The organism is Chryseobacterium ginsengisoli, assembly GCF_039542325.1.
Taxonomy (GTDB): domain Bacteria; phylum Bacteroidota; class Bacteroidia; order Flavobacteriales; family Weeksellaceae; genus Chryseobacterium; species Chryseobacterium ginsengisoli.
Window position 1 is genome coordinate 219,675 of the sequence record NZ_BAABHX010000008.1, and the last position, 19,305, is coordinate 238,979.

General features: G+C 35.8%; 13 protein-coding genes. 11 read left to right on the forward strand and 2 right to left on the reverse strand.

The window, feature by feature from the left end:
• Positions 1-154 precede the first annotated feature (154 nt).
• The 11 genes from rpoB (at position 155) to ABD940_RS20185 (ending at position 15,824) form a co-directional block, all read left to right on the forward strand.
• Positions 155-3,976 carry a DNA-directed RNA polymerase subunit beta gene (rpoB, locus tag ABD940_RS20135; protein WP_345207865.1) on the forward strand — a complete coding sequence of 1,274 codons (3,822 nt, stop codon included), beginning with the start codon at positions 155-157 and terminating at the stop codon, positions 3,974-3,976.
• A gap of 106 nt (positions 3,977-4,082) precedes the next feature.
• On the forward strand, positions 4,083-8,348 hold the full coding sequence (rpoC, locus tag ABD940_RS20140; RefSeq protein WP_345207867.1) for a DNA-directed RNA polymerase subunit beta': 4,266 nt from the start codon (positions 4,083-4,085) through the stop codon (positions 8,346-8,348).
• An 87-nt stretch (positions 8,349-8,435) separates the two neighbouring features.
• Positions 8,436-8,741 carry a DUF3467 domain-containing protein gene (locus tag ABD940_RS20145; protein WP_034702050.1) on the forward strand — a complete coding sequence of 102 codons (306 nt, stop codon included), beginning with the start codon at positions 8,436-8,438 and terminating at the stop codon, positions 8,739-8,741.
• Between the two features lie 266 nt (positions 8,742-9,007).
• Positions 9,008-9,652, forward strand: coding sequence for a Crp/Fnr family transcriptional regulator (locus ABD940_RS20150; RefSeq protein ID WP_345207870.1), 645 nt, complete (start codon positions 9,008-9,010; stop codon positions 9,650-9,652).
• Positions 9,653-9,796: 144 nt separating this feature from the next.
• Entirely contained in the window at positions 9,797-10,591 is a 795-nt protein-coding gene (locus ABD940_RS20155; protein ID WP_345207871.1) for a T9SS type A sorting domain-containing protein, read from the forward strand.
• Between the two features lie 25 nt (positions 10,592-10,616).
• Positions 10,617-12,479 carry a hypothetical protein gene (locus ABD940_RS20160; protein ID WP_345207872.1) on the forward strand — a complete coding sequence of 621 codons (1,863 nt, stop codon included), beginning with the start codon at positions 10,617-10,619 and terminating at the stop codon, positions 12,477-12,479.
• Positions 12,480-12,753: 274 nt separating this feature from the next.
• Positions 12,754-13,599, forward strand: coding sequence for a DUF5777 family beta-barrel protein (locus ABD940_RS20165; protein ID WP_345207874.1), 846 nt, complete (start codon positions 12,754-12,756; stop codon positions 13,597-13,599).
• Between the two features lie 3 nt (positions 13,600-13,602).
• Positions 13,603-13,953 (forward strand): hypothetical protein, encoded by a 351-nt coding sequence (locus tag ABD940_RS20170; RefSeq protein ID WP_345207876.1) that lies wholly within the window; start codon positions 13,603-13,605, stop codon positions 13,951-13,953.
• A 10-nt stretch (positions 13,954-13,963) separates the two neighbouring features.
• The gene (locus ABD940_RS20175) at positions 13,964-14,509 is read left to right on the forward strand and encodes a YceI family protein (RefSeq protein ID WP_345207877.1); all 546 of its coding nucleotides are present in this window, start codon (positions 13,964-13,966) and stop codon (positions 14,507-14,509) included.
• Positions 14,506-15,033 carry an ankyrin repeat domain-containing protein gene (locus tag ABD940_RS20180; protein ID WP_345207879.1) on the forward strand — a complete coding sequence of 176 codons (528 nt, stop codon included), beginning with the start codon at positions 14,506-14,508 and terminating at the stop codon, positions 15,031-15,033. The genes ABD940_RS20175 and ABD940_RS20180 overlap by 4 nt, the downstream gene beginning before the upstream one ends.
• Before the next feature lie 2 nt (positions 15,034-15,035).
• Complete coding sequence (locus ABD940_RS20185; protein ID WP_345207881.1) at positions 15,036-15,824, forward strand: T9SS type A sorting domain-containing protein; 789 nt, start codon at positions 15,036-15,038, stop codon at positions 15,822-15,824.
• A 106-nt stretch (positions 15,825-15,930) separates the two neighbouring features.
• Here ABD940_RS20185 and ABD940_RS20190 read toward each other — a convergent pair whose 3' ends face one another.
• Positions 15,931-16,278 (reverse strand): hypothetical protein, encoded by a 348-nt coding sequence (locus tag ABD940_RS20190; RefSeq protein ID WP_345207883.1) that lies wholly within the window; start codon positions 16,276-16,278, stop codon positions 15,931-15,933.
• Between the two features lies 1 nt (position 16,279).
• A partial coding sequence (locus ABD940_RS20195; RefSeq protein ID WP_345207886.1) for an RHS repeat domain-containing protein occupies positions 16,280-19,305 on the reverse strand: 3,026 nt, incomplete at its 5' end.

Here is a 19,305-nt window from a genome sequence, read left to right on the forward strand (position 1 = left end):
GGAATAAGATTCTGAGAATCAAGAGAAAAAATTAAAGACAGTTTCTAATAGCGCCAATATTATAAGGTCTTTTTTAGGTTTTTCCTTCTCAATTTTCTTTTTTCTGATATTTTTTAATGAATCAAAATATTTTTTAACCTTTCTTAAAAGTTTTATGAGTAAAACAACACCTACAATTAGGGGAAATCAGAGAGTTAACTTCTCTTCAGCGAAAGGAAAGATCATCACTCCGGACTTCTTGGATATCCAAATCGAGTCTTTCAGTGAGTTTTTTCAATTAGACACTCTTCCTGAAGACAGAACTGACGAAGGTTTGTACAAAACCTTCCAGGAAAATTTCCCGATTACCGATTCTAGAAACCAATTCGTTTTGGAATTCTTAGATTATTTGGTAGATTCTCCACGTTATTCAATCGATGAGTGTGTGGAAAGAGGATTGACGTATTCAGTGCCTCTTAAAGCAAGACTTAAATTGTATTGTACAGACCCTGAACACGAGGATTTCCAAACGGTAGTTCAGGATGTATATTTGGGGCCGGTTCCTTACATGACGCCTAGTGGATCTTTCATCATCAATGGTGCTGAAAGAGTTATCGTTACGCAGTTACACCGTTCACCTGGTGTATTCTTCGGACAGACTTACCACGCAAACGGAACAAAATTGTATTATTCAAGAATTATCCCTTTCAAAGGGTCTTGGATGGAATTTACGACAGATATCAACAGCGTAATGTACGCGTATATCGACCGTAAGAAAAAGTTACCATTAACAACTCTATTAAGAGCTATCGGTTATGAATCTGATAAGGACATCCTTCAGATCTTCGACCTTGCTGAAGAAGTGAAAGTTTCTAAAGCTGCCCTTAAAAAAGTAGAAGGAAGAACATTGGCTGCGAGAGTATTGAACACTTGGTTCGAGGATTTCGTAGACGAAGATACAGGAGAAGTTGTTTCTATCGAAAGAAATGAAATCATCCTAGACAGAGAAACGATTCTTGAAAAAGAACATTTAGATCTTATTTTGGATGCTGGTGTGAAATCTATCTTGATTCACAAAGAAAACAGCAACGAGTTCTCTATCATTCAGAATACATTACAAAAAGACCCTACTAACTCTGAAAAAGAAGCGGTAGAGTATATTTACCGTCAGTTGAGAAATGCAGATCCACCAGATGAGGAAACTGCAAGAGGAATCATTGAAAAATTATTCTTCTCTGAGCAAAGATATTCTCTTGGTGAAGTTGGACGTTACAGACTAAACAAAAAGTTAGGTCTTAATATTGCTAAAACTACTGAGGTTCTTACAAAAGAAGATATCATTGCGATTGTAAGACACTTGATCGAGCTTGTAAACTCTAAAGCTGAGGTTGATGATATCGACCACTTATCAAACAGAAGAATTAAAACTGTTGGTGAGCAATTAGCAGGACAGTTTGGTGTCGGTCTTTCAAGAATTGCTAGAACTATTAAGGAGAGAATGAACGTTAGAGATAACGAGATCTTTACTCCGCTTGATCTAGTTAATGCTAAAACTTTAACATCTGTAATTAACTCGTTCTTTGGTACCAACCAGCTTTCTCAGTTCATGGACCAAACCAACCCTCTATCAGAAATCACGCACAAGCGTAGACTTTCTGCACTAGGACCTGGTGGTTTATCAAGAGAAAGAGCAGGTTTCGAGGTTCGTGACGTTCACCATACTCACTACGGAAGAATTTGTCCGATTGAAACTCCGGAAGGACCAAACATCGGTTTGATTTCATCTTTAGGTATTTATGCTAAAATCAACAGACTTGGTTTCATCGAAACTCCATATAGAAAAGTAGAAAACAGTAAGATCGATCTTGCTGCAGATCCTATTTATTTAAATGCAGAAGATGAAGAAGACAAAGTAATTGCTCAGGCAAACGTTGAATTGAGTGATAATGGTGATTTCTTAACAGACAGAATTATTGCAAGACTAGATGGTGACTACCCGGTAGTTGAGCCGTCTCAGGTTAATCTTATCGACGTTGCACCAAACCAGATTTCTGGTATTTCGGCTTCATTGATTCCTTTCTTGGAACATGATGATGCGAACCGTGCATTGATGGGATCGAACATGATGCGTCAGGCAGTTCCTTTGTTGAAGCCACAAGCTCCAATCGTAGGAACAGGTCTGGAACAGCAAGTTGCAAGAGACTCAAGAATCTTGATTAATGCTGAAGGTGCAGGTACTGTAGAATATGTAGATGCTGATAAGATCACAATTAAATATGAAAGAAGTGAGGACGAAGATTTAGTACAATTCGAGTCTGCAACTAAAACATATAAATTGACTAAGTTTAGAAAAACTAACCAAAGTACAACAATTACACTAAGACCAAACGTAAGAGTAGGTGATGTAGTAGAAAAAGGACAGGTACTTTGCGACGGTTATGCTACTGAAAAAGGAGAATTGGCTCTTGGTAGAAACTTAGTGGTTGCGTTCATGCCTTGGAAAGGATACAACTTCGAGGATGCGATCGTAATCAACGAAAAAGTTGTACGTGAAGATTGGTTTACTTCAATTCACGTAGATGAATATTCTCTTGAAGTTCGTGATACTAAATTAGGTATGGAAGAACTTACAGCAGATATTCCTAACGTTTCTGAAGAAGCTACTAAAGATCTTGACGAAAACGGTATGATCAGAATTGGTGCTGAAGTGAAGCCTGGAGATATTATGATCGGTAAGATCACTCCAAAAGGTGAATCTGATCCAACTCCTGAAGAAAAACTTTTGAGAGCAATCTTCGGTGACAAAGCTGGTGATGTAAAGGATGCTTCATTGAAAGCAGACTCTTCATTGAGAGGTGTTGTTATCAACAAAAAATTGTTCTCAAGAAACATTAAAGATAAAAAGAAAAGAACTGAAGAAAAACTTAAACTTGAAGAAATTGAAAACACTTACAAGGCTAAGTTTGATGAGTTGAGAAATACTTTAATTGAAAAATTAAATATTCTTGTCAGCGGTAAAACTTCTCAGGGAGTTACTAATGACTTAGATGAAGAGATCATCAGTAAAGGTGTGAAATTCACTCATAAATTATTGACTTCAGTTGAAGATTATGTAAACGTTAGCGGTTCAGATTGGACTGTTGATAACGATAAAAATGAATTAATTAAACAATTAATTCACAACTACAAAATCAAATTCAATGATATTCAAGGGGTTAAAAACCGTGAGAAATTTGCAATTTCTATCGGAGATGAGCTTCCGGCAGGTATCATGAAGTTGGCTAAAGTTTACATCGCTAAGAAACGTAAACTAAACGTAGGAGATAAAATGGCAGGACGTCACGGTAACAAAGGTATCGTTTCGAGAATTGTTCGTGAAGAAGATATGCCATTCCTTGAAGACGGAACACCGGTAGATATCGTATTGAATCCACTTGGGGTACCTTCTCGTATGAACATCGGTCAGATCTATGAAACAGTTCTTGGATGGGCTGGTCAGAAATTAGGATTGACGTTCGCTACACCAATCTTCGACGGTGCTACTCTTGATCAAATCACTGAGTATACGGAGAAAGCAGGAGTTCCTAAATTCGGTCACACTCACCTTTACGATGGTGGTACCGGAGAAAGATTTACTCAGGCTGCGACAGTTGGTATCATCTATATGTTGAAATTAGGACACATGGTTGATGACAAAATGCACGCACGTTCTATTGGTCCTTACTCATTGATTACTCAGCAGCCGTTAGGAGGTAAAGCTCAGTTCGGAGGTCAGAGATTCGGGGAGATGGAGGTTTGGGCTCTTGAAGCATTCGGAGCATCGAATATCCTTAGAGAAATCCTTACTGTGAAGTCGGATGACGTGATTGGTAGAGCAAAAACTTATGAAGCAATTGCAAAAGGTGAATCTATGCCAGAACCAGGTATTCCGGAATCATTCAATGTATTACTTCACGAGTTACAAGGTCTTGGATTAGACGTAAGATTGGAGGAGTAAATTAAGATTTAATTATTTAAAAATTAAAGTATTAATTAACTCCGAGATGATAAGAGAGAAAGTGTAAAAGCTTTCAATCTTTAATCTTTTAATCAAAAATAAAATTATGTCAAATAAAAATAAATCAAGTAGATTTAATAAAATAACCATCGGTTTAGCTTCACCGGAGTCTATTTTACAAGACTCAAGAGGGGAGGTTCTTAAGCCGGAAACTATTAACTACAGAACGCACAAACCTGAGAGAGACGGGTTGTTCTGTGAAAAAATCTTCGGTCCGGTAAAGGATTACGAATGTGCTTGTGGTAAGTACAAGAGAATTCGTTACAAAGGGATCGTTTGTGACCGTTGTGGTGTAGAGGTTACGGAGAAAAAAGTAAGAAGAGAGAGAATCGGACACATCAACCTTGTTGTTCCAATCGCTCACATTTGGTATTTCCGTTCTTTACCGAACAAAATCGGTTACCTTTTAGGAATTCCTTCTAAGAAATTAGATATGATCATTTACTACGAAAGATATGTGGTGATCCAACAAGGTATTGCTAAGAAATTAGACGGTTCTGATTTCGAAAACATGGAGTTCTTAACAGAAGAAGAGTACCTTGATATCATGGAAACTCTTCCTATCGAGAACCAATATCTTGACGATTCTGATCCAAACAAATTCATCGCTAAAATGGGTGCTGAAGCTGTTGAGGAATTATTAAAAAGAATCGATCTTGATGCATTGTCTTTCGACTTGAGACACAAAGCTCACAACGAAGGTTCAAAACAAAGAAGAACTGAAGCTCTGAAAAGATTGAACGTTGTAGAAGCATTGAGAGGTGCTAATACAAGAATGATCAACAGACCGGAGTGGATGATCATGCGTGTACTTCCTGTTATTCCACCAGAATTAAGACCATTAGTTCCATTGGATGGTGGACGTTTCGCTACTTCCGATTTGAATGACCTTTACAGAAGAGTTATTATCAGAAACAACCGTTTGAAGAGATTATTGGAGATCAAAGCTCCGGAAGTAATCTTGAGAAATGAGAAGCGTATGCTTCAGGAATCAGTAGATTCATTATTCGATAATACAAGAAAATCTTCAGCTGTAAAATCTGAATCAAACAGACCATTGAAATCACTTTCAGATTCATTGAAAGGTAAGCAAGGTCGTTTCCGTCAGAACTTATTAGGAAAAAGGGTAGATTACTCGGCGCGTTCGGTAATTGTTGTAGGTCCAAACTTGCAGCTTCACGAATGTGGTATTCCTAAAGATATGGCAGCTGAGCTTTACAAACCGTTTATCATCAGAAAACTGATTGAAAGAGGGATTGTAAAAACAGTAAAATCTGCAAAGAGAATTATTGATAGAAAAGAACCAGTAGTTTATGATATCCTTGAAAACGTGATGAAAGGTCACCCTGTTCTATTGAACAGAGCACCTACGCTTCACAGACTAGGTATTCAGGCTTTCCAACCTAAGATGATCGAAGGTAAGGCAATCCAGCTACACCCATTAGTAACAACAGCCTTCAACGCCGATTTCGATGGTGACCAGATGGCGGTACATTTACCGTTAGGACCAGAAGCAATCCTTGAAGCTCAATTATTGATGTTAGGTTCTCAAAACATCCTGAACCCTGCAAACGGTTCTCCAATTACGGTACCTTCTCAGGACATGGTTCTTGGTCTTTATTTCATGACTAAAGAATTAAGCTCTACAGATGAGAAGAAAGTTTTAGGGGAAGGTTTAGCATTCTATTCTCCGGAAGAAGCGGAGATCGCTTATGCTGAAGGTAGAGTTTCATTGAACGCTAAAGTAAGATGTAGACTTCCTATTAAAGAAAACGGTGAAATCACAACGAAATTAACTGAAACTTCTGTAGGTAGAATCTTATTCAACCAGATCGTTCCTAAACAGTCAGGATATATTAATGAACTTCTTACTAAGAAATCATTAAGAAATGTTATTGGTAAAGTACTTGCTGATACAGATTTCCCTACAACTGTGAAGTTCTTGGATGCAATGAAAGATTTAGGTTATTCAAATGCATTCAAAGGAGGTCTTTCATTCTCATTAGGTGATATCGTAGTTCCTGTTGAGAAAAAGCAAATGATTGCTTCATCTATTGAAACTGTAGACGAAATTAGAGCTAACTATAACATGGGTCTAATTACCGATACAGAACGTTATAATCAGGTAATCGACGTTTGGACAAATACCAACGCTGGATTAACTGAAATGATCATGAGCAGAATGAAAGTTGACCAAGGTGGATTCAATTCTGTATATATGATGCTTGATTCTGGAGCGAGGGGTTCTAAAGAACAGATCCGTCAGTTATCGGGGATGAGAGGTTTGATGGCAAAACCGCAAAAAGCTGGTTCTACTGGTGCGGAAATCATCGAAAACCCGATCCTTGCCAACTTTAAGGAAGGTCTTTCCATCCTAGAATACTTTATCTCTACTCACGGTGCTCGTAAGGGTCTTGCGGATACCGCTCTTAAGACTGCCGATGCAGGTTACTTAACGAGAAGATTGGTAGACGTTGCTCAGGATGTTATCGTTACAGAAACAGACTGTGGAACTTTAAGAGGTACAGAAGTTACTGCACTTAAGAAAAATGACGAGATCGTTGAAAGAATCTCTGAAAGAATCTTAGGTAGAGTTTCTTTACATAATATCTATGACCCTGAAAGTGATGAAATTATTGCTGAAGCTGATCAGGTAATTACTGAGCAATTAGCTAAGATAATTGAGGAAGCAGGATTAGAATCAGTTGAAGTACGTTCTCCACTTACTTGTGAGGCTAAAAAAGGTATCTGTGCGAAATGTTACGGTAGAAACTTAGCAACAGGTAAAATGATTCACATGGGTGAAGCTGTAGGGGTTATCGGAGCACAATCAATTGGGGAACCGGGAACTCAGCTTACGTTGAGAACTTTCCACCAAGGAGGGGTTTCTACAAACGTTTCAGAAAATCCATCTATTGTAGCTAGAAGAGACGGTATCGTTGAATTGGATGAATTAAGAACAATTACATCTGAAGATGAAAATGGTAATACTGCTGAAGTAATCGTTTCACGTACAACTGAATTTAGATTGGTTGCTGATAACGAATCTAGAACTCCATTGATGATTGCCAACGTACCTTACGGAGCTATATTAGCTGTAAAACCAGGTGATAGAGTGAAAAAAGGAGACGTTATCTGTAAGTGGGATCCGTATAACGCGGTTATTATTGCAGAAACTGCAGGTAAGGTAGAATATGAGGATATTATCCAAGGTATTTCATTCCAACTGGAGATTGACGAACAGACAGGATTTGAAGAGAAAGTAATCTCTGAATCTAGAAATAAGAAAGCCGTACCTACTTTGAAGGTGGTAGATTCTAAAGGTGTTGAGCAGAAAGCATACAACTTACCGGTAGGAGCCCACTTAATGGTAAACGATGGTGAAAAAATTAAGGCTGGTAAAGTTTTAATCAAGATCCCAAGAAAAGCTGCGAAAACAGGGGATATCACCGGAGGTCTTCCGAGAGTTACCGAATTATTCGAAGCAAGAAACCCTTCTAATCCAGCTGTAGTTACAGAAATCGATGGGGTAGTTTCTTACGGAAAAATCAAGAGAGGTAACCGTGAACTTATCGTTGAGGCTAAAACTGGTGAAAGAAAAATTTATTTAGTTAAATTATCAAACCAGATCTTAGTACAGGAAAATGACTTCGTAAGAGCTGGTTCGCCACTTTCTGACGGTTCAGTTACTCCGGACGATATCTTGAAAATCAAAGGACCAACTGCGGTTCAGGAATATTTAGTAAATGAAATTCAGGAAGTTTACCGTCTTCAGGGGGTAAAAATCGACGACAAGCACTTCGAAATCATCGTAAGACAGATGATGACAAAAGTATCTATCGTTGATGGAGGTGATACTCAGTTCCTTGAAGGAGCTCTTGAGCACAAGTATGACTTCTTGGAAGAAAACAACAGAGTATTCGGACTTAAAGTAGTTGTAGAAGCTGGTGATTCTAAAGTATTCCAGCCAGGTCAGATGATCACTGCAAGAGAATTAAGAGACGAAAACTCTAAATTGAAGCGTGAAGATCAGGCTTTAGTTGAAGTAAGAGAAGCTTTACCTGCAACAGCAACGCCTGTACTTCAAGGTATTACAAGAGCGGCTCTTCAGACTAAATCATTCATGTCTGCTGCATCATTCCAGGAAACTACTAAGGTTCTTAATGAAGCTGCAGTAGCTGGTAAAGTAGATGATCTGAACGGTCTTAAGGAAAATGTAATTGTAGGACACAGAATTCCTGCAGGTACAGGTCTTAAAGAATATCAGAATGTGATCGTAGGTTCTAAGAAAGAATTCGAAGATCTTAACTAAAATTAATGATTCGGAAATTTGAGGTTTGGATTTATTTTTATATTTTCACAACCTCAAAATTTCGAATAAAAAAAATATTTTATAACAATGGACAACAATCAAAATCCGCAAGACGGAAACATCAACATCGAATTAAACGAAATGGTAGCTGCTGGAGTTTATGCAAACTTAGCTTTAGTAAACCACTCTCCATCTGAATTCGTTGTAGATTTCATCCAATTAATGCCTGGAGTACAACAAGCTAAAGTAAGATCAAGAATCATTCTTGCTCCTCTTCACGCTAAGAGAGTACTTTCTGCTCTTCAACAAAACATTACAAACTACGAGCAGCAATTCGGAGAAATCAAAGAAGTTGAGCCTTTCGTATTAGGAGGTAACAACGTACAAGCTTAAGATTTTCTTAAACATACATAAGATGCTTCAATTTCGGTTGAAGCATTTTTTTTGTCTTAAATTTTAATGAAGCCAAAATAAAAATTAACAGAACTAAAATTGGTGTGTTAAGACATATAGCATTTATCAAGACGGTATTAATTATTATTAAGCATTCAAATTAATCTAAAAATCTATCCTTATCATTAATATATATTTAATAATTAAAAATTCTCCATAAGAATTCCCCAATTTTATATCTTTGTTTTTAGATATGATATAACGATATGATAAATAATCAATTTATTCTTAATAAATTCGGCTTTTTGGGTGCCGATTTTTCAAATGAACTTAATAGACATGCCATAATCACTGATATTAAAGCAAAAACTGAAATTGTAAGGGAAGGGCAGAAAAATAAATTTGTTCCATTTTTAATAAAAGGCTCGATCAGAGTTTTTACATTAAATGACGGAAGAGAGCTTATTTACTATTACATTCGGGAAAATGATAGCTGTATGATGACGTTTTCGTCAATTTTTACAGATTATGTGAGTAGGATTTATGCTGTTGCAGAAGAAGATTCAGAGGTGATGTTAATTCCGGTTTCTGTAGTTCATGAATGGCTGATTAAATTCCCACAAATCAACAGACTTTTTTATAGTGAATATGAAAAAAGATTCTCCGATATCATGAATATGGTAAATGATGCTGTTTTTCACAGGCTTGATAAAAGAGTTTTAAACTATGTTAGACAACAGATTTCGATCACAGGAAACAATCCGATTAAACTTACACACAGAGAAATTGCCAGTCATTTGGGAACTTCCCGTGAAGTTATCAGTAGAGTATTGAAAAAAATGGAAAACGAAGGGGAGCTTGTTCAGAAGAAAGAAGGTATAAGTATAAATGAGCTGGTTAAGAAATTTTGATTTATAAAGTTTTAGGTATTTTTTAAATTTAATTGATAAAAACAATATAATAAGTGACATTTATCACACAGTTATGAATAAATAAGTCTATATGTTTGTGATACCATCAATTAAATATTAAATATATTTAAAAACTAATATATCATGAAAAAAACTATCTTATTAACTATCATGGCATCTTTTTCACTTTTAGATGCACAGGAAATTATTTTTGAAGAAAACTTCGAAAGGGGATTTCCAGGTAAATTTACCCAAGACTTTATTGATCAGGAAACAACCTGGATCGATTTTGGAATTTCTGCAATAGGAGTTGAGTCTCCATTAAAAGGTAAAAACAGTGCTGTTTTTTTTAATGGTTTGGCAACGCATCCCGTTTCAACATCATTAAGTACTCAACCTATTGATTTATCAAATGGGAATGTAGTATTGGAATTCCTGTATTTACAAAAGAAAAAGGAAAACGGAACAGATAACACTTTATCCGTTGAAATTCTTGAGGAAAACGGAAAATGGCGAAATGTTTTAACTCTCGGTGCCAATAAAAATAACGGACAGAAAAAAATAAGAATTCCTTTAACTGATTATTCTAAAAGTAATAAGTCCGCTGTAAGATTTATTTCAACTCAATACAAAACAGAGAGCGCCAATCCGATTGTTTTGGATGAGGTGATGATATTTAAAGCAAAAGATAATATTCAAAATTTAAGCCGTAACACGAATGTATTATACCCAAATCCTACAAAAGGGGTATTCCAGATTACGTCGGATTCCGGTAGTTTGAATTGCGAAGTTTTTGATATAAGAGGAAATAGAGTTATTAAAATGGATAAGATATCAAAAGATACCTTTATTGATTTAAGCAATCAGCTTCCCGGAATATATTATGTAAAAATATACGACGGTAAACAATCTACCATGCACCAGCTAATTAAAAACTAATCTATAACTAATAACCTTGAATATTATGAAAAAGATATTATTAACAATTTCTTTTGCTTCTGCTATTTTATTAACATATAACTTTGTAAAGACTTCTGATATCTATCAGGGATTCAAAAGTACTATTATGCCATCAAATGCAATGGATACAGGAAATATAGTTCCTCAATCCGAATTTGATACTTGGCTGCCAACTGGAGTAACACCTGTTGAGAATGTGTTTGTAAAGCCTGCTGATGGTTTAGCTTTTAATGATGCTGCGGCTAATCCGGTACCATTACATCCTTCAAATCCTGCAAATGCATTTATAAATCTGAACTTTTATAGATGGACAGAGCAAATGTTTTTATGGCTTTTATCACCTACGCCGTCTACCGGTGGATATGGTGGCTGTAATGGTTTCGTATTTAATTCTCCGGAATTTTATGACGTAACTGCTGCAGATCCTGTTACAGGTTTAAGAACTTTAAAAAAGCATACATGTAGACCATTTTTCTTAAAGTCTTCTAATAGTTCTGGACAATCATTAAAAAGTTTAGATGTAGGTACTGATATGACCTTTGATATCAAAGGAACATCAAATGGAGAAAATGGGTTACCGGTAATTTTTGAAAAAGAAACAAAAAAAATCTTTGATCTAGATAAAGCTCCGATTTCCAGTAATGGTAATAAATTGGTAATGGATGGGAATAATAAAAAGGAAATAAAATATGTTAAAATAGTTAATGGAAAAGCTGTTTTTTATGATATTAGTGCTCAGATAGTTAATGAGCCAAGACTTATTTATTCAAAACCATTAAATGAGAATACTACTGTACAACAGTTTAAAACTGATTTACAAAAAGATGTATTTATTGCCAGAATAGGTGGTGTTATTACCATTGTTATCGCGGATCAGGGACAAGCGACCGGTGATGTTTTAATGGCGAAAAATGGATCTCTTATCTATTACAATTCAATGGTAAATGATGTTTACGCTGTTTTCTTAACGATGGTAAAGAATGGGGTTTTACCAAATACAGCAAGATTTCCTACTACTCAGGCAGAGTTGAATGCGATAACTGCTTACGCTGCAACAAAAAATATTCCTATAATTGAACCAAATTCTCTTGCTATGGAATTAAAAACATCGTGGATAGAAACTACCAATCTGCCTAATCCTCAGGATTACGTGACAGTGAAAGCCACAATCCCGAATTATACACAAACATCAACAAATGTCTGGACCAGAAATGGAACAAAAACAGCTACTGTTGCCTTAGTAGGTATGCATATTGTAGGAAGTGTAAAGGGACATCCTGAAATGATATGGGGGTCAATAGAGCATATTAATAATTCTCCTAACAGAGCATATAGTTACAGAAATTCTAGTAACGGAATTACATCTGTAGCTGCTGATACCAACTTCGGTACAGGTACAGCTTGGTTATTTTCTTCTGCTACTGCAACATCTTTTAATGTTTCTCATATGCAAATGAACGATGTTGACATTAATGCGATATCTCCTTTTACGATAAGCGGTAGTGATACTCAGCGAACTAAACCTTTCGGTTTTGGAACATCTGCTGTAGGATTAACTGAAGACAGAAGTAATGCTCAGGTTATTGCAGGTAATAATGATGTTAATGCAAGACTTATAGGAAATGATATCAGAAAAAAATACTTTCATATAGGTTCAACATGGAATATTTCTGCAACAAATTTTGGACATGTGGGAACAAACCAGTTATCCAATACCACTATGGAAACATATTCACAATTTCAAAATGCGAATAGCGATTCCAGAACCAATTGCTTTGGATGTCATTCAGCAGGTTCTTCAGCGCAACTGAGTCCTGAACTATCATCAATCAGTCATATTTTTAATAGTAAACCGCTAGTTCCTTAAAAAAAATATAATATATAAAAAGAACAGGCTGTCTATCTAGGCAGCCTGTTTTTTACTATTAACATGTTAAATTTTATTCAATTACAAACCTATCTTGAACGGATTCAAAGAATAAAAATGCCTGTAAATGAAAATGTTAGACAAGACTAATAAATTATATTTAATTATTTTAACAATTTGATTGATAAAAACAATATAGTCGGTGACTTTTATCACATGATTTTGCAATCATAAGTCTATAAGTTTGTCATACTAATATTCTAATTCAATGTGTATGACAAAAACTCTCTTATTTTTGTCAATATTTGCCTCAGGTTTTGCCTTCGCACAGGAAGACCTGTTGAAAGATATTGACACCATTCAAACAAAAACCACAGACACTTCACAACCCGCCTTCAAGGCGCTCCAGATTGTTACGGGACAATCCACAAAATTACCTGCAAAAAAAGAATGGTATATTGTTGTGGCGCACCGTTTTGGAGATGTAAGCAAAGGTTTCAAAGAATTTTTCGGATTGGATGATGCCTCTACAAAGTTGGGTGTTATTTATGGTGCTACGGATTGGCTTTCTTTAAGCCTTTCCAGAGAAACCAATCTGAAAACTTTTGAAAGCGGTGCAAAGTACAGGTTGATGAAGCAAAGTGAAAATTTTCCGGTTGATATTGTAGGATATAATGTTTTGGCTGTGAATACAGATCTCAGCAAAGACAATTATCCGCATCTTCAGTTTGGAGACAGGCTTTCTTACCTTACGCAGGCTTTAATTTCGAGAAGATTCAGCGATGATTTTTCTTTACAGTTAACGCCGTCTTATGTTCACAAAAATCTTTACGAACCTTTAATTGAAGATAAAAATCAATTTCTGACAGGTTTGGGAGGTCGTTACAAGATCTCAAAAAGAATTTCCATTAATGCGGAATATTTTGTGAATTTCGACAATCACAGTTTCTATAAAAATCCTCTCTCTTTGGGAATGGACATAGAAACCGGGGGACACGTTTTCCAGCTTTTATTTACGAATTCCCAACTCAATTCAGACATTGGTTATTTGACGAATGCATCCGGAAAGTGGGAAAAAGGACAGATTTTCTTTGGGTTTAATCTTTATAGAGTCTTTTAAATTATGAAAAAGTTTATGTATTTAATTTCATCGGCAGTTGTATTGGTTGCTTGTGAAAGCAGAACCTATGAAGAAATCTCGGATAATACTCCGGTTGCGGAACAGGTCACTTATACCAAAGATGTAAAACCTATTATTGATGCCAATTGTATCAGTTGTCATTCACCGGGCGGTCCGGCTTCATTTCAGCCGTGGACGAGCTATAATCAGGTGAAGAATAATATCGACAATATTATCAATAGGATAGGAAGACCAAACGGAGATCCTCAGAAAATGCCTCAAGGCGGAAGCTTATCACCAACACAAATTAATATCATCACAAAATGGAAAGCCGACGGGCTTCTCGAAAATTAAAAGAATTAATATGAAAAAGCTAGTTTTATTTATTGTAGCGTTATTTTTCACCAATCTTGCTTTTGCTCAGAAATATGTAGCTAAGACAGGAAAAGTAACGTTCGAAGCGAGTGTGCCTTTATTTGAAGATGTCTTTGCACAGGACGACAATAATGTAGGTATTATTAATGCTGATACGGGAGATTTCGCATCGGTTTCTGTTGTGAAGAATTTCCATTTTAAAACAAAATTAATGGAAGAGCATTTCAACGAAAGCTATGCCGAAACCGGAAAATATCCAAAAGCAACTTTCACAGGTAAGATTGTAAATTTTGACAAATCTAAACTTTCTGCATCGCCTCAGAAATATACTGTTCAGGGAACTTTAAACTTTCATGGGGTAGATAAAGCTTATAATTCAATTGCAACAATCTATGCTAAAGATGGTAAAATATATATGTCAGGAGGATTTGTTGCCAAAACAGCCGATCATAAAGTAACGATTCCGAAAATGGTGTCTAAAAAGATTGCTGAAAGTGTGAATGTTCAATATAATTATGTTCTTTCAAAACAATGAAAAAATTAATTTTATTATTAAGTGTTTTTCTGAGCTTTTCATTCTTGTCAGCTCAGGGAAAAGCAAAATCGATTTTTGATGTTGCAAGAAACGGAACGGTTTCAGAAGTAAAAGAACTGATGAAGCAAAATCCGGATATTATCAATCAAAACAACGAAAATGGCTTTTCTCCTTTGATTTTAGCATGCTATAGAGGGAATGTAGAAGTGGCTAAATTTTTGATGGATAATGTGAAAAATGTTAATTCTGGTAGTGCTCAAGGTTCCGCACTTACGGCTTCAGTTTTTAAAAATAACAAAGAACTCACTCATAAATTATTGGCAAATGGCGCCGACGCCAATCTTGCAGATAGTAATGGGGTAACTCCTTTAATTTATGCGGTGCAGCTTCAGGACAAAGATTTGGTGAAAATGCTACTGGAAAATAAAGCGAACAAAAACTTGTCAGATAAGCAAGGAAAAACAGCGTTTGAATATGCTATCTTCTCTAAAAATCAAGAAATTATTAACTTATTAAAAAATTAAATATGAAACAAATTTTATTTTCTTTACTATTAATTGTAGGATTTTGGGGGACTTCTCAACTAAAATCTACAGGAGTTATGACATGTACGGTGGGTACAAGATCGGTAACGGCTAATATTACTTTAAACAATACCACAAACAAAGTTAGATTAGATTTAACAGGACCTTCTGACAGATGGTTTGGATTTACTTTTAGAAGTGCAGCAAATGCGGGTATGTCCGGAGCACCTACAGATGCTCTAACATATAGTGATGTTGGATTTAATGACAGAAATCTTGGGGGCATTGGGGTTTATAATTCAGATACCCAGGATTGGACAGTAGTAAATGCACCTTCAATTTCTGGAGGAACAGTTTCAATGTCTTATGAACGTAATTTAACAACAGCGGATGGAGCTAATGATTATCAGTTTAATTATGCTACAGCAAATAGTATTACCACGAAATGTGTCATTACAAGTTCCGCAGGTTTATCAATATCTCCACATGGAGGAGCTGCGAATACGGCTGTTACAAATGGAACTTTTGCTACAGTATTAGCAACAAATGATGTTGTAGCAGAAAGCAAAAAAGTAGTTCTTTATCCTAATCCAGCAAAAGAAACTATTAACTTTAAAAATTCCGATAAAATTAAATCTATTGATATTTTCGAATCAACAGGAAGAAAGGTGAGGGCTGTAAAGATGAATGGAAAAGATATTAATATTTCTAATTTGAAATCAGGAAATTACTATTTGGAGATTACGTTGAAAGATGGGTCGACTTCTTTTGAGCAGTTGATTAAAGAATAGATTTTTAAGATATTATCTTAGATATATAATTTAAAGTACTGTTGAATTGTAATACAGGACAGAACGCTTTATAATAAAAACCCCTCGCTTTTGCGAGGGGTTTTTATTATGGTTTGTTTTTTAAAGTTTTATAAAAATGGTAGTTCCCCGAACTATCTTGTCGATAAATCTGATAATCTTCAGAATTTTTTGCCTTGTATATAGAGTCACCAACTTTTAAATCATCCTTATCGGGAGCATAAATCCAAAAAGTATAATTAAAGTCACTTTCTCCAACAAACTTAGCGACTTTAGAGTTTTCAAATTTTCTATTAGATTTTATTTTTTCAATTGTACCTGTTATTTCTGAACTGTAAAATTTATTGTACTTATTTAAATTCCAAAAGAATACAAATAATACACCTGTACAAATAATTATGATAACGATAATTATATTTCTTTTATTTAATTCCATATTAATATGATCCTTTTCCAGTTACTGCACCTGTATAGTCGGCTACTCTTGCTTTCCCATCAAAACCAATTCCCACTCTTGTATTAGAGAGGGTTACACCTACTCCAACAGAACCTTTAGCTCCTGCGGCAACACCTATAGAACGTGTAATCCATCTTCCAGATACTGGACCATTATTAGGATTTGGATCAAAAGACACGGAAACCTTACCAACGACTCCTACAACATCAACGAGAGATCCACTTAAATATGCTTCTGTTCCTACAACTGAATTTAGGTTCATATCAGAGACTTTACCCGTAAAAGTACTGCTAAAAAAAGATAAATCTGTTTCACCTCCCGCTCCAAAAGCAGCACCAAGACTTAAATTGTTACCTGGATCAAAGTAAATTCCAGCATCTTTACCTCTTGTAATTACTTCAAGTCCCATACTCAATCCAGCTTCTGCTCCCCCTCCAAATGACGCCCCTCGAGTAACTCCAAATCTATCTGGAACTAAAAATCTTGCTAAAGGACTATTCCAGAAACCATCGTTAGTATTTTCGTTACTTCCCGTGATAATAGTATTCGGACCTACACTAAATGATTTTCCGTTGCTATATGATTTTCCATTAAATGTGGCTGAACCATCGTTATTTAGTTCCGCTGAAGCCGTGTCAGATCCTTTTACATATACAGTAGGATTAGCGCCCACATTAGTATATCCCTCTCTTTCTCCACTTCCTTCGAAATATTGTAATTGCATTGTACCATCTTTCTGATACCAATCTTTTCCTTCTCTCCCATCCGGGTCAGTAAACTTTATCGGATTATTAAACGCATAATTATAAGGACTATATCTTGTCATCTTCTCCGCGAGCGGATCTACAACACCCCATCTACCAATATCACTCATATACATTCTCGCTCCATAATCATACATGCCAGATTCAGTCTGCAGCTCCTTTCCATTATAGCTATATGTATACGCAGGATTTCCAACAGTAGGATTATATCCTTCATGCTTCAATCCAAAAGGATAATAATTGTTTTCTTCAAGAACTTCTGCACTGCTGCCATTATTGAAGAAACTCACACGTATATTTCCTAAATGGTCTGTATAGTTGTAAATATACTTATTATTTTCAAAATTATAATATCCTTCCGAGGTAGGCAAAAACTTTAATGTGGCATTTTCATATTGGAAGCCATCTAGGTAATCCGTTATTTTATTTCCAAAAGTTTTCTTTACTTTTCCACCATCAGCTCTATAAATATAAGAAGTATTACCTTGTGATGAAGTAATCTGCTTCGGTAAATTTAGGAAGTTGTATTGGATGGAAGAAATTCCTTTATCCAAATGGTTAGTCATATTTCCGTTGTCATCATATGAAATAATGTTTCCTCCTAAAGGATAGCCAGATAGATTTTGCGAGGAATCTGATACGGATGTTAACTTATTTCCGGAATAAATATAAGATAGATCATCAATTTGTGAAGGTATTATTTCTCCTGCTTGTGGCTGGCTCATTCTGTTTAAATGCTTAATATTTCCATTTAAATCATATTGGTAGTACTCATTATAGTATCCAACCCATATAATAGACGAATTAGGTTCTTGGTAATATCCTCCCGTAAGCCTGTTTAAAGAATCATACATGTACACGTATCTTCTTTGTACCCCATCTTGAGAAGTTTTCCAATCAATTTCAGATATATTTCCGTTGTATCTTGGTGTCCAAAAACTTGTTTGTGGCTGTTCATACTTTATTTCATACCCAAATAGTTTCCCATTAAGATTTGCAGGATCATTAATCTTAGTCAGCCAACCTCTGATATTGTAGGTGTAATCTATACTTTGAAGATTGTTTCCTACAGTTTTATTGCTAAGCTGGGATAATTCATTATAGATATTATCTGCCAAAACAACTTCAGGCTTATCATCTACCTTGTGATAATGCTGTAATAACCTGTTCTGATCATCATATATAAAACCTTCCGTTATAAACACTCCGGTTTCTCCCTGTTTTCTTACATGGTAGGTATTGGTTCTTCCTACAACTCCTGCAAAATCCAGCAAATTTTCTATCTTGGTGTAACCTCCCAGATGATTTAAAGAATATGTACCTATTGTTCTTCCTTTTTTATCGTAATAGGTATAGTTCTTCGTCCAATTATCGTCTTCAATGTTTTTTACATAAGAAGCTACAGGTAAACTTTTGGTACTGGTAGCAGAGTTTTGAGCATCCTGAGATAAAACATCCTGTCCTAAAATCTGTGTCGGAACAGCGGGTGTCTCTGTAGGATAAGTGTCATAATAATTTACCGTAAGAATAGGATCATTGGCTCCCAACGCAGGAAAGGCTGCTGTTGTATAATAGATCTGTATTCCCGACTTGTTAAATCCTGTAGTACTTCTCTGTTCATTATTGGAAGGATTGTTAACCTCCGTATCAAGAATATTCTGAAAGAAAGCGCGGGTTTCGCCATAGGTTAGCATACAGGTGTAAACCACTCTTCCGAATTTATCATATTTTGTACAAAGCCATTTGCCTTGTTCTTTTAAATTTGCATCCTGATAACCAACCTGTCTGTCCTGTTTATCATAGAGCATGTATTCCCAGCCTTTTCCGGGCAGTTTCTTTTCTGCTAAACGGTTTCTACCGTCATATATATATTGATAGCAAAGATCGCTAAGCACAGAATTCGGATCTGAAACAACAGCAGCTTTTGGTGGAATGACAAAGGCAAGCTGGTTGTATTCATTATACACATAATACGTATCTGCATTCTCTGTAGCGCTGATCACTTTTCTTACAAGCAGTACCTGTCCTTCTCCATTCTTGAACTCGATGGTAACATTTCCGTCTTCATCGGTTACTGTATTTTTGTAAAGCTGAGCAGTTCCATAGTTAACCGACTGGCTTAGAGCAGAACTTGTAGCACCATTCGCCCAAGTCGTAACGGTAGTATATTTTTTAACGGCATCACCAGTTGTATTGGCATCATAGCCAAACTGAACGGGCTTATTATCCCATGCATTTCCTA

What these genes read in the sequence shown, in the direction of transcription:
- ABD940_RS20160 (WP_345207872.1), top strand. Translation starts at nt 10,617, where the DNA reads ATGAAAAAGATATTATTAACAATTTCTTTTGCTTCTGCTATTTTATTA.
- ABD940_RS20190 (WP_345207883.1), bottom strand. Translation starts at nt 16,278, where the DNA reads ATGGAATTAAATAAAAGAAATATAATTATCGTTATCATAATTATTTGT.
- ABD940_RS20165 (WP_345207874.1), top strand. Translation starts at nt 12,754, where the DNA reads ATGACAAAAACTCTCTTATTTTTGTCAATATTTGCCTCAGGTTTTGCC.
- ABD940_RS20170 (WP_345207876.1), top strand. Translation starts at nt 13,603, where the DNA reads ATGAAAAAGTTTATGTATTTAATTTCATCGGCAGTTGTATTGGTTGCT.
- ABD940_RS20155 (WP_345207871.1), top strand. Translation starts at nt 9,797, where the DNA reads ATGAAAAAAACTATCTTATTAACTATCATGGCATCTTTTTCACTTTTA.
- ABD940_RS20180 (WP_345207879.1), top strand. Translation starts at nt 14,506, where the DNA reads ATGAAAAAATTAATTTTATTATTAAGTGTTTTTCTGAGCTTTTCATTC.
- ABD940_RS20185 (WP_345207881.1), top strand. Translation starts at nt 15,036, where the DNA reads ATGAAACAAATTTTATTTTCTTTACTATTAATTGTAGGATTTTGGGGG.
- rpoB (WP_345207865.1), top strand. Translation starts at nt 155, where the DNA reads ATGAGTAAAACAACACCTACAATTAGGGGAAATCAGAGAGTTAACTTC.
- ABD940_RS20150 (WP_345207870.1), top strand. Translation starts at nt 9,008, where the DNA reads ATGATAAATAATCAATTTATTCTTAATAAATTCGGCTTTTTGGGTGCC.
- ABD940_RS20145 (WP_034702050.1), top strand. Translation starts at nt 8,436, where the DNA reads ATGGACAACAATCAAAATCCGCAAGACGGAAACATCAACATCGAATTA.
- ABD940_RS20175 (WP_345207877.1), top strand. Translation starts at nt 13,964, where the DNA reads ATGAAAAAGCTAGTTTTATTTATTGTAGCGTTATTTTTCACCAATCTT.
- rpoC (WP_345207867.1), top strand. Translation starts at nt 4,083, where the DNA reads ATGTCAAATAAAAATAAATCAAGTAGATTTAATAAAATAACCATCGGT.